We start from the raw sequence: 11,983 nt of genomic DNA, 5'->3' as shown, positions 1-11,983 counted from the left end.
CCTGGTGCAGGCCCCCGCTTTTTGTCAGCGGTTGTCGACCTCGTCCACCCGTACCCGCAGCGCTCCCTCTGCGAGGGTGGTGATCAGGGTCTGGCCTGCATTGACCTGGGATGCGCGGCGGATCACCTCCCCGGAGGGGGTGCGCACGATGGCGTAACCGCGCCCCAGGGTGGCCAGCGGGCTGATGCCGTCGAGGCGGGCTCCCAGCATGGCGAGGCGGTGGCGGGCGAGATCCTGGCGTTTTGCGATGAGGGCATGGAGGCGTTCCTCGGCAAGCTGGTGACGACGTTTGCCGATGGCCAGCCGCTTTTCGGGGCTTCTGGCCTGCAGGCGCATGGCGAGGCCCGCCAGGCGCCGCTCCCCCTGGTGCAGGCGATCACGCAGGTGCTGCTGCAAGCGGCGGTCGAGCTCGTCGAGGCGCTGGGACTGCTGCTCCAGCCGTCGCTTGGGATCCTGATGATCGAGCCGCTTCTGCAGCAGGACGAAGCCATGGCGGGCGGCGACCTGGTGACGGCTCATGGCCTGGGTGAGCCGCTGGCGCAGGTGCACGAGGCGCTGGGCGCGGGTGCTCCTGTCCGGCGCGACCAGCTCGGCGGCGGCAGAGGGGGTGGGGGCACGAAGGTCGGCGGCAAAGTCGCTGATGGTGACGTCCACCTCGTGTCCTACGGCGCTCACCACGGGGATGGCGGAGCCTGCGATGGCCCGTGCCACCGCCTCTTCGTTGAAGCACCAGAGATCTTCAAGGGAACCGCCGCCGCGTCCGACGATGAGCACATCCACCTCGGCGCGGCGGTTGGCAAGCATGATGGCCGAGACGATCTGGGCGGTGGCGGCGCTCCCCTGCACCTGGGTCGGGTAGATGAAAACGGGCAAGTCCGGGGCGCGGCGTTCAAGCACCGTCAGCATGTCGTGCAGGGCGGCGCCTGTGGCGGAGGTGACCAGCCCGACGGCGCGGGGTTCCCGGGGCAAGGGGCGCTTGCGCCCTTCGTCAAAGAGCCCTTCGGCCCCGAGGCGGCGCTTGAGCTCCTCGAAGCGCAGGGCCAGCATGCCATCCCCGGCGGGCTGCATGGACTCGATGATGAGCTGGTAGTCGCCCCGGGGTTCATAGAGGGAGACTCGCGCCTGCACCAGCACCTGCATGCCATCCTGGGGACGGAACGGCACCCGGCGGTTGTTGCCCTTGAACATGGCGCAGCGCACCTGGGCCGACATGTCCTTGAGGGAGAAGTACCAGTGGCCGGAACTTGGCATCGCCAGGTTGGAGAGCTCGCCGGTGAGCCACACCAGCCCCAGATCCTGCTCCAGGATCATGCGCACGGCGCTGTTGAGGCGGGTGACGGTGAAGATCTGCTGTTGTCTGCTCTGACTGGCGGGTTCGAGGTGATTCAAGGCTGGCCCTGCTGTGGTGTCCGCCGGGGCGGGAGAAACGATGGGGGTCATCTTACCCCAGTTGCGCCCATCTGCCGAGCCATGGGCCCGGCAGATGACGCGGAGCCTAGGCTTGTGCCTTGGCCGACTTGACGGCTCTGGCGGGGCTGGTCACCAGCCAGACCGCGAGGCAGACCACGGCGCCGCCGAACACGAAGCCGCCGGTGAGGGTTTCCCCCAGCACCAGATAGCCCCACAGGATGCCGAAGGGCGGAATGAGGAAGGTGACAGTGAGGCTTCGCAGGGGGCTGATGTCGGCGATCAGCCTGAAATAGAGCAGATAGGCGAAGGCGGTACAGAGGAAGCCGACCGCCAGCACGCTGGCCCAGACCCCAGGCTGGGCCCAGTCGACGGCGGGGCCGGTCGCCAGGGTGTAGCCGAAGAAGGGAAGCAGGAAGAGGACGGCACCTATCTGGCTGCCAAAGGCCACCAGTTTGGCGTCCAGGCCTCCCCGCTCGGTGACCCAGCGTCTCGTCAGGAAGCCGGCGCAGCCATAGCAGGCGGTGGCGATGAGGCAGGCCAGCACCCCGATGGCCAGTTGGCCGCTCAGGTCGACCTCCCCGGTGGTGGTGATGAGCCCGATGCCCACCAGCCCCAGCATGACCCCGGCCCACTTTCGCAAGGCCAGCGTCTCGTGAAAGAAGGAGAAGCCGATGAGGGCGCCCATCAGGGGCGTGGTGGCGTTGAGGATGGCGGAATACCCTGCGGGTAGCCAGAGGGCCGCCACGGCATACATCAGGAAGGGGACGCCGGAGTTGATGATGCCAAGCACCATGATGGATTTGAGCTTGCCCTGAAACTGCATGGGGGTGCGCAGCAGCAGGAGCATGGCGGCGAGCCCGACGAGGGCGAAGAAGACCCGCAGGAAGGTGGTGTTGACCGAGCCGAACGCCGGCGCCGCGATGCGCATGAACAAAAAGCTGGCACCCCAGATGGCTGCCAGCGCGAGCAATCTCCCGTAATCCGATGGTCTCATCGTTTCTCCCTGAATGAACCGCCCTGTTGCCCGAGATGGCAAGGGGGATTGCATCATGGGGGCAAGTGTCCCCGGTGGCAACGGCGCCGTGCAGGAGGCAGGGGCTGACCCTGTGCCCGAGGTGGTCGCGGAGGGCGGCCATCTTGCTCTCCCCGATGGGGGTGCCCCTCACTTCTGCACCAGGAAATGAAAGCGCTATCAATCACATACAGCCCATGACGAGGTCGACAGTGGTCACATTTTGCGCGTGTTGGCCATTAATTGGCCATGGGGGACTCTAGACTGGTCGGGCTCATCTGAAGGCGGGACGTTGCGGATGGGGGAATGCCGGGACACACCGGCATCACACACAAACAATGAAAATAAAGGACTATCAATGGCTAGATGGATACTCGCGGCCGGATTGTTGGGAACCCTGATCACGGCGCCGAGCACGGCGGCGGAGTGGTTCTTCCGGGGCACCGCGAATGGATGGGCGGCGACCGCCATGACGTCGACGGACGGCGTCAATTTTGATACCTGTCAGCGCTTCGTGAGCGGGGATGCCAGCGGCGGCCCGCGCTTCAAGATAGACAGGTACGGCAACTGGCAGCAGAGCTACCCGGCGGCCGACTACGGGGTCAATGCCAACACGGCGTACCAGATCCGCATCAACGCGAGCACCCAGGCGGTGAGCGCGACGGCGGTGGCCAGTTGCGAGGCTTCGGGGTTTGCCAGCACCTTGCCGCAGCTCAACGTGCGCGGCACCTTCAACGGCTGGGCCAGCCTCCCCATGACCCTGGTAGGGGATCACCTGTGGCAGGTGGAAGCCTACCTGGATGGCAAGGCGAGCCAGCGCCTCAAGTTTGATCAGGCTGGCGACTGGGCCGTCAACTTTGGCGACAGCAACGGCGACGGCGTGCTGGAGAAAAGTGGCGGCGACATCTTCTGGAGCGCCGTGGGCACGGTGCGCATCCAGGTCAACGATCAGACCCTGGCCTACAGCATCACCCCCCTCGGGGATGACAACCAGCCGCCGCTCGCGGTCATCACCCCGGGGGGGACGGTGAACGTGACCCAGGGGGCGTCGCTCACCTTGAGCGGCAGCGACTCCACGGATCCCGACGGCCAGATCGCGAGCTATCTGTGGAGCAGCGGCGAGACCACGGAGAGCATCGTCGTCAACACCACCCAGACCGGCACCTTCACCTATGGCCTCACGGTTACCGACGATCAGGGCGCCAAGGGCAGCAGCAGCGTGAGTGTGGTGGTCGGGGCAGGACAGAGCAGCGACAGCTGGTACTTCCGGGGCACGGCCAACAACTGGGGGCTCACCCCCATGACCAGCGAGGATGGCACCACCTTCTGCACCGAGCAGGCCTTTGGCAGCAACAACCCCCGCTTCAAGATTGACCACAAGGGGGACTGGACCGAGGCGTATCCGGCCCAGGATTATCTGGTCAGCGCCAACACCAGCTATCGCATCTGCTTTGACAGCCTGCGCAAGGCCATCGAGGTGGAGACGCTGGCCGGGGCCGATCTGCAGGCCCCCACGGTGACGGCCACCCCGTCCCCGGGGAGTTATGTGGACAGTCAGTCCATCACCCTGGGAGTGAGCGACGATCAGGACAGCGCCCCCGCCGTGCATTTCACCACGGACGGCAGCCAGCCCACCACGGCATCGGCCCGCTATGCAGGCCAGCCCCTGCTGGCGAGTGACAAGGGGAGCGGCACCGATCTGGTGATCCGCACCCTTGCCATCGACGCCAGCGGCAATCAGCGCGAGCAGCGCTTCGAGTACCGTATCGGCGAGCAGGGGGTGGCGAGCGGCGATTTTCGCGCCGAGAGCATCTACTTCCTGCTGACTGCCCGCTTCTATGATGGCGATGCCAGCAACAACTACTACAACCGGGATCGCTACAAGGCGGGGGATCCCCAGTGGCGTGGCGACTTCAAGGGGTTGATCGCCAAGCTCGACTACATCAAGGATCTCGGCTTCACCGCCATCTGGGTGACGCCGCCGGTGGAGAACCGCTCCGGCCTCGACTACCACGGCTACCATGCCTACGACTTCTACCGGGTCGATCCCCGTCTGGAGTCGCCGGGGGCGGGTTACCGGGAGTTCATCCAGGCGGCCCACGCCAAGGGGCTCAAGGTGATCCAGGATGTGGTGCTCAACCACTCGAGCCAGTATGGTCTGCGCGGCAAGACCTGGATCGATCGCCTGCCCGTCAAATACTACGTACCGGCGGGGTCGAGCCAGGGACTCATCAACAATGGCCCCTATCAGGGCAATCTCGGGGACTACGCCAGCGCCAACCGCTGTGACGACGACAACCCGGCGGCGCCCGACTGGTACAAGGCCCGCTGCCAGTCCGATCCGGCGGGCACCCAGCCCCTGGTGGACCCCAAGACCGGCGCCACCGTGCCGAGCGCAGGCTACAACCCCAACCGCTTCTTCGGCATCGACGCCCAGACCCTGGATCCCGCCTGGTATCACCTGGACGGTTTCATGTCCGGCGGTGACTGGGAGAGCCCGCTTGCCCTGCAGCGCAAGCACATGGCGGGGGACTGCATCGATCTCGCCACCGGCAACCAGAACGTCAAGGACTACCTCAACGGCGCCATTCGTCAGTACCTCGACATGGGGGTTGATGCCATCCGCATCGATACTTTGAAGCACATCGAGCGGGACGAACTGCTGACCTATGTCCACGACTGGCAGGCCCACAAGCCGGGGCTATTCGTCTTTGGCGAAAACCTGGTCAAGGGCACCGGCTGGGGCTCTGAGCTGGCCAACGACAATGCCTCGGCGGTGATCCGCCCCTGGTGGTACACCCGCACCACGCCGAACCCGGCCGATCCCCGTGCAGGGGGCGATTCCGGCCTCTCGGTGCTGGACTTCTCCCTCTTCTCCACCTTCCGTGACAACGTCACCCGGGGGAACTTTGGCGGGGTAGGGGGGATCTTCGCCATGGACTGGGTCTATGGGGATGCCACCAAGCTCATCACCTTCTTCCAGAACCACGATGTGGGGCCGGACAATGACTTCAAGTACCGCTACGGCGGGGAAGAGGGGAATGCGGCCATGACCTACAACCTGCTCTGGACGGCGCGGGGGATCCCGACCCTCTACTACGGGGAGGAGGTGATGTTCCAGGCGGGTAAGCCCCAGGACATCGACGGGGCCACCATGACGGTGGATCAGACCGGTCGTGCCTACTACGGAGATGTGCTGGACAACCCCGCCACCCCGAGCCACCCGCTCTATCAGCACATCAAGCGCCTGAACCAGATCCGCAAGGCGGTGCCCGCCCTGCAAAAAGCGCCCATGAGCCAGGTGAACGAGTGGGGGAGCGGCATCAGCTTCGTGCGTGATCTGAGCGCCCAAGGGAGCTACGCCGCCGTGGGCCTTGCGGCCAACTCGGCCCAGCAGATAAACCTGAGTGGCCTGAAGAACGGCACCTACACGGACGCGGTAACCGGTGCGAGCCAGAGCGTCAGCAACGGCAGCCTGAGCTTTGCGGTGCCCGCCTATTCGGCGCGGGTCTGGGTACTGAACGGCCCGGGCAAGGTGGGCGCGGACGGCAAATACCTCAAGTAAGGAAGCCCTGTCACAAGGTGCAGCGAGTCGGCCCTCGGGCCGACTTTTTTATTCTGCCTTCTGCCTTCTGCCTCTGCCTCTGCCTCTGCCTCTGCCTGAATGGATGCCCCATCCTGATGGGACTCTGGCTGCGGAGGGGCTGGTGAATGGGCAGACCTGTGGACTCGCGACCAGCACGCTCATGGGAAGGGGGCTAGAGGGAAGGAGAGTGGTGCATCCGCCGCCCGAGTCACTCCATGCTCTGCATATTGCAGTGCTCATGGCAGTGAGCAAAGCGGTGCCCATGTCGCCTTTGCACCGCGGTGCAAGGCAAACCGTGCCACTCGGTTGATCTATATTGGTGCAACTGCACTTTATTGGTGCGTAATATCCACATCCGCCCCTGGAGCCCGCCCCGAAGAAACACACCGTTTGGCCCCCGGATTTCCCCCATGACAAGCATCATCCATGCTGAAAAGCGGCATCGTATCGACATGATCTGCCGAAAAACCGGGCTGTGAAGGGGATAGCACGAGGCCTTTTTCGGTGACTCGGGTAAACATGCTGCGCCACTGTGATGGCCGATCACGGAAGTGGTGCATTCGACCTGCATATTGCGCATTTATCGGAATTTAAATCCGATTATTTATGTTATCGCGGACTCTTGTTTTGATTGGCGCTCTTTTTGCTGTGCCTTGTCATCCCCATGATGGCGACATTAGGGGGCGGGGGAGCGCAAGATTGGGGGGTGGGGACGGCAAGGTGATCGGGTCGCCGCCATCAGCCCCAATGCGGCCTGGTTGTCGGGCAACGGATGCCACCATCACATCGGATCTAAGGAGTCATATGGAAGGTGAAATGACCATGCAGCCAGCGGCTGCGGGCAGGGGGCTGGCCCATACCCTCAAGGACGATGTCTACGGCATGGTGCTCGGGGTCATGTTTATCGCCGTGGGGCTCAATCTGCTCAAGTGTTCCGGCATGATCACCGGCGGCATCGCGGGCATCGCCCTGCTGATCGCCCATGTCAGCACCCTGCCCATCGGCGTGCTCTTCTTCCTGGTGAACCTGCCCTTCATGGTGTTCTGCTACGTTACCATGGGGCGCGCCTTCACCCTCAAGACGCTGATCGTCAACGTCGCCCTCTCGGCGGCCACCCAGGCGGTGCCGCTGCTGCTGACGGTGAGCTATGTCCATCCCCTGTTTGCCGCCCTGGTGGGGGGAACCTTCCTCGGCATGGGGGTCTTGTCTCTGGCGCGCCACAATGCCTCCGTGGGGGGCACCGGCGTGGTGACGCTCTGGCTGCAACGGCGCACCGGCATCAATGCGGGAAAGAGCCAGATGGTGCTGGATGTGCTGGTGTTTGCGCTCTCTCTGCTCACCCTGCCGCTTCCCCTGCTGCTCTGGTCAACCCTGAGTGCGCTGGCCATGAACGCCATGCTGATGAACTGGCACAAGCCGGGCCGCTATCAGGGGAACTGACCGCCGGTCTGGCTGACGGCTGTGAGTGGAAAAAGGTCGTTCCGGGAGACTGGCGGCAGAAAGGGGCTCAACGGCAAAAAAGATCATCTTGTCGGGAAAAACGGCATGGTTACGGCTGAATTTATTGGTTTTTTGCCCTGTTGGTGGCGTTAAATCGGGCTACGCCATAAAAAATTCAAAAAACTTCTTTACCACTGCCCAATGCATGAGTAAAATTTGTCGGCAATATTTTACACCCCCACTCCTCAACGGTGAGATATTGCCATGCTCAGGATTGCCAAAGAAGCGCTGACCTTCGACGATGTACTGTTGGTTCCAGCCCACTCCACTGTTCTCCCCAATACCGCCGACCTGCGTACCAAGCTCACGTCTGCGATCACGCTGAATATCCCGATGATCTCCGCTGCCATGGACACAGTGACCGAAGCCCGTCTGGCTATCGCACTGGCCCAGGAAGGCGGTATCGGCTTCATTCACAAGAACATGTCCATCGAGCAGCAGGCTGCCGAAGTGCGCAAGGTCAAGAAGTACGAGAGCGGCGTGGTCAGCGACCCCGTTACCGTGCGCCCTGACATGACCATCGCCCAGATCAAGGAGCTGAGCCACAAGAACGGTTTCGCCGGTTACCCCGTGGTGACTGACGGCAACCAGCTGGTGGGCATCATCACCGGCCGTGACGTGCGCTTCGTCATCGATCTCTCCCAGACCGTCGAACAGATCATGACCCAGAAAGATCGTCTGGTGACCGTGCGTGAAGGGGCCCCTCGTGAAGAGGTGGTGGCCCTGATGCAAAAGCATCGCATCGAGAAGGTGCTGGTGGTCAACGGCGACTTCAAGCTCAAGGGCATGATCACCGTGAAGGACTTCCAGAAAGCCGAGCGCAAGCCCAACGCCTGCAAAGACGAGCGTGGCCGTCTGCGGGTCGGTGCCGCCGTCGGTGCCGGTGCAGGCAACGAAGAGCGCGTCGCCGCCCTGGTGGAAGCCGGTGTGGACGTGCTGCTGATTGACTCCTCCCACGGCCACTCCCAGGGCGTGCTGGATCGCATCAAGGCGACCCGTGAAGCCTATCCTGACCTGCAGATCATCGGCGGCAACGTCGCCACTGCCGCGGGCGCCAAGGCGCTGGTGGAAGCGGGGGTCAACGCCGTCAAGGTCGGTATCGGCCCGGGCTCCATCTGTACTACCCGTATCGTGACCGGCGTGGGCGTGCCCCAGATCACCGCCATCTCCGACGCCGTTGACGCCCTGGAAGGCACCGGCGTGCCGGTGATTGCCGATGGCGGCATCCGCTTCTCCGGCGATGTGGCCAAGGCCATCGCCGCGGGCGCAAGCTGCGTCATGGTGGGCTCCATGTTTGCCGGTACCGAAGAGGCGCCGGGCGAGATCGAGCTCTATCAGGGCCGCTCCTTCAAGTCCTACCGCGGCATGGGCTCTCTGGGTGCCATGTCCAAGGGCTCCAGCGACCGTTACTTCCAGACCGACAACGCCGCCGACAAGCTGGTGCCGGAAGGGATCGAAGGGCGCGTGCCGTACAAGGGCCGCCTCAAAGAGATCATCCACCAGCAGATGGGTGGCCTGCGCTCCTCCATGGGTCTGACCGGCAGCGCGACCATCGACGACATGCGCACCAAGGCCGAGTTCGTGCGCATCTCGGGCGCCGGGATGAAAGAGTCCCACGTTCACGACGTGACCATTACCAAAGAAGCCCCCAACTATCGGATGGGCTGATGAAACGGGGCTCTGCGCCCCGTTTTTCCACCTTTTTTTATCCCGTGCTTTTTGTGACAACATCAGCCTGATGCAGGAATAAAATGACTAAAGACATTCACGCCCACCGTATCCTTATCCTGGATTTCGGTTCCCAGTACACCCAGCTCATCGCCCGTCGCGTCCGTGAAATCGGCGTCTACTGCGAGCTGTGGGCCTGGGACGTAACCGAAGAGCAGATCCGCGAGTTCAACCCGAGTGGCATCATCCTCTCCGGCGGCCCGGAATCCGTGACCGAGGCGGGCAGCCCGCGCGCCCCCGAGTACGTGTTCAACGCCGGTGTGCCGGTGTTCGGCATCTGCTACGGCATGCAGACCATGTCCGAGCAGCTCGGCGGCAAGGTGCAGTCCTCCAACCTGCGTGAATTCGGCTATGCCCAGGTCGAAGTGCTGGGCCAGTCCGGCAAGACCAGCGCCCTCTTGCGCAACATCGAAGACGCCATTGCCGACAACGGCAATGCCCTGCTGGATGTCTGGATGAGTCACGGCGACAAGGTCACCGAGATCCCGGCCGGCTTCACCACCATCGCCCAGACCGCGACCTGCCCCCATGCCGCCATGGCCGACGAGGCCAAGCGCTTCTACGGCGTGCAGTTCCACCCGGAAGTGACCCACACCCGTCAGGGTGCCCGTATGCTGGAGCACTTCGTCAAGGACATCTGCGGCTGCGAGTGCCTCTGGACCCCGGCCACCATCATCGACGACGCCGTTGCCCGCATCCGCGAGCAGGTGGGTGACGACGAGGTGATCCTGGGCCTCTCCGGCGGCGTGGACTCCTCCGTGGTCGCCATGCTGGTGCACCGCGCCATCGGCGATCGCCTGACCTGCGTCTTCGTCGACAACGGCCTGCTGCGCCTGAACGAAGGCCAGCAGGTGATGGACATGTTCGGCGATCACTTCGGCCTGAACATCATCAAGGTCGACGCCGAAGAGCGCTTCCTCTCCGCTCTCGCGGGTATCGACGAGCCGGAAGCCAAGCGCAAGACCATCGGCCGCGTCTTCGTCGAAGTGTTCGACGACGAGTCCAAGAAGCTCAAGAACGCCAAGTGGCTGGCCCAGGGCACCATCTACCCGGACGTCATCGAATCCGCTGCCAGCAAGACCGGCAAGGCTCACGTCATCAAGTCCCACCACAACGTCGGCGGCCTGCCGGAAGAGATGAAGATGGGGCTGGTGGAGCCGCTGCGCGAGCTGTTCAAGGACGAAGTGCGCCGTGTCGGCCTCGAACTCGGCCTGCCCTACGACATGCTCTACCGTCACCCCTTCCCGGGTCCGGGCCTGGGCGTGCGCGTGCTTGGCGAAGTGAAGAAAGAGTACTGCGACCTGCTGCGCAAGGCTGACGCCATCTTCATCGAAGAGCTGCGCAAGGCCGACCTCTACAACCAGGTCAGCCAGGCGTTCGCCGTCTTCCTGCCGGTGCGCTCCGTCGGCGTCATGGGCGATGGCCGCAAGTACGACTGGGTCATTGCGCTTCGCGCCGTCGAGACCATCGACTTCATGACCGCCCACTGGGCTCACCTGCCGTACGACTTCCTCGGCCACGTGTCGAACCGCATCATCAACGAGATCAACGGCATCTCCCGCGTGGTGTACGACGTCTCCGGCAAGCCGCCTGCCACTATCGAATGGGAATAAGCGGTTAACGCCTCTCCCTGAGATCACGCAAAACTGTCAAAAAGGCGCCCTTGAGGCGCCTTTTCTTTTTCCAATCGTTTGCGAGAAAATTTTGCTCCTGGCGAAGGGGATAGAGGCCCTGTTGCCAACGTTGTCATGGTAAGTGCCCGAGTCGATAGGCAGAGCCTCATCTATCGCATCCACACAAGGCGGCAGGCTGTGGTTTCTCCGGGCAGGGGAAAGGCTTTGCTGCATAGCCTCTGAAGGCCATCCACGAGTGTTATGCCCAGAAAGGTAAGTGCCACTGTGTCCAGCATCAAACACTTCTTCAAAATCCCTCCAAGTGATAGCAGGCGCACCAGTTACCGTTTCAAATGCAAAACCACGGTGCCGCTGCCCAACCCGCTCCACGGGGAAGCCATGGTGCAGATCTTCCAATCCCTGGATGGGTCGGCTCATATCACCTCCATCACCCCGATCTGGGTGGGTTGCGGGGAGGGGGAGATCGCCTAACCGGTTTGCTCTAACAACCAGCAATAAGAAAGACGCCTTATGGCGTCTTTTCACCTCTGAATGTATGGAGATGGTATTCACCTGACAGTTGCCCACAAAAGGGAGTGGTCATACGGCTTCAAACCGGATAACAAAACGGTACCCCTACCGTGTTATCCTGAGTCACCGTATGACCACCAACGAGAAAGTAGCACGTCGTAAACTCAGTCTGCTAGAGCTCGCCAAAGAGCTCAATAACGTCAGCAAAGCCTGCAAGCTCATCGGCTACAGCCGTCAGCAGTTCTACGAAATTCGCCGTAACTATCAGACCTATGGCGCCGAGGGCTTGCTCGACAAACTACCCGGCTGTAAAGGGGCGCATCCCAACCGGGTCGCTCCCGAGATTGAACAGGCTATCCTCGATTACTCTCTCACCAGACCAACCCATGGCCCGCTGCGGGTCGCGCAAGAACTGGCTCTGCAAGGCATCAACGTCAGTGCGGGCGGTGTGCGTGGCGTGTGGCAACGTCACGACTTGCTCTCCAAGCATGACCGCTTGTTGCGCCTCGAGAAAACCCACAGGGAACAGACGATTGAGCTCAATGACGAGCAGATCCGCCTGCTCGAGCGCTTCAGCCCCGAGTTTCGCGAACGCCAAATTGA

General features: G+C 62.8%; 7 protein-coding genes and 1 pseudogene. 6 read left to right on the top strand and 2 right to left on the bottom strand.

Going from position 1 to position 11,983, the window contains the following annotated elements; all coding sequences use genetic code 11:
* Positions 1-24: 24 nt before the first annotated feature.
* Both xseA and PG883_RS00925 read right to left on the bottom strand, forming a co-directional pair.
* A complete protein-coding gene (gene xseA / locus PG883_RS00930) occupies positions 25-1,389 on the bottom strand; it encodes an exodeoxyribonuclease VII large subunit (protein ID WP_143238326.1) in 1,365 nt (454 codons plus the stop codon).
* Between the two features lie 106 nt (positions 1,390-1,495).
* Positions 1,496-2,404: a DMT family transporter gene (locus tag PG883_RS00925; RefSeq protein WP_270806858.1), complete on the bottom strand. Its 909-nt coding sequence runs from the start codon at positions 2,402-2,404 to the stop codon at positions 1,496-1,498.
* A 376-nt stretch (positions 2,405-2,780) separates the two neighbouring features.
* On the opposite strand from PG883_RS00925, the gene PG883_RS00920 reads away from it, so the two are divergent.
* The 6 genes and pseudogenes from PG883_RS00920 to PG883_RS00895 all read left to right on the top strand — a co-directional run.
* On the top strand, positions 2,781-5,987 hold the full coding sequence (locus PG883_RS00920; RefSeq protein ID WP_270806857.1) for an alpha-amylase family glycosyl hydrolase: 3,207 nt from the start codon (positions 2,781-2,783) through the stop codon (positions 5,985-5,987).
* Positions 5,988-6,812: 825 nt separating this feature from the next.
* Positions 6,813-7,448, top strand: a complete 636-nt coding sequence (locus PG883_RS00915; RefSeq protein WP_010674548.1) for a YitT family protein — start codon at positions 6,813-6,815, stop codon at positions 7,446-7,448.
* 264 nt (positions 7,449-7,712) lie between these two features.
* Positions 7,713-9,176 (top strand): IMP dehydrogenase, encoded by a 1,464-nt coding sequence (gene guaB, locus PG883_RS00910; protein ID WP_010674549.1) that lies wholly within the window; start codon positions 7,713-7,715, stop codon positions 9,174-9,176.
* A gap of 83 nt (positions 9,177-9,259) precedes the next feature.
* Entirely contained in the window at positions 9,260-10,849 is a 1,590-nt protein-coding gene (gene guaA, locus PG883_RS00905) for a glutamine-hydrolyzing GMP synthase (RefSeq protein WP_010674550.1), read from the top strand.
* A 366-nt stretch (positions 10,850-11,215) separates the two neighbouring features.
* Positions 11,216-11,341 carry a hypothetical protein gene (locus tag PG883_RS00900; RefSeq protein WP_257710249.1) on the top strand — a complete coding sequence of 42 codons (126 nt, stop codon included), beginning with the start codon at positions 11,216-11,218 and terminating at the stop codon, positions 11,339-11,341.
* 169 nt (positions 11,342-11,510) lie between these two features.
* A pseudogene (locus PG883_RS00895) lies at positions 11,511-11,983 on the top strand (IS481-like element ISAs19 family transposase); the annotation flags it as partial.

Origin of the sequence: Aeromonas sp. QDB25 (assembly GCF_027707725.1) — a bacterium.
Lineage (GTDB): Bacteria > Pseudomonadota > Gammaproteobacteria > Enterobacterales > Aeromonadaceae > Aeromonas > Aeromonas caviae.
The sequence above is the reverse complement of the archived record's forward strand: the minus strand, read 5'-3'. Positions and strand labels throughout refer to the sequence as shown.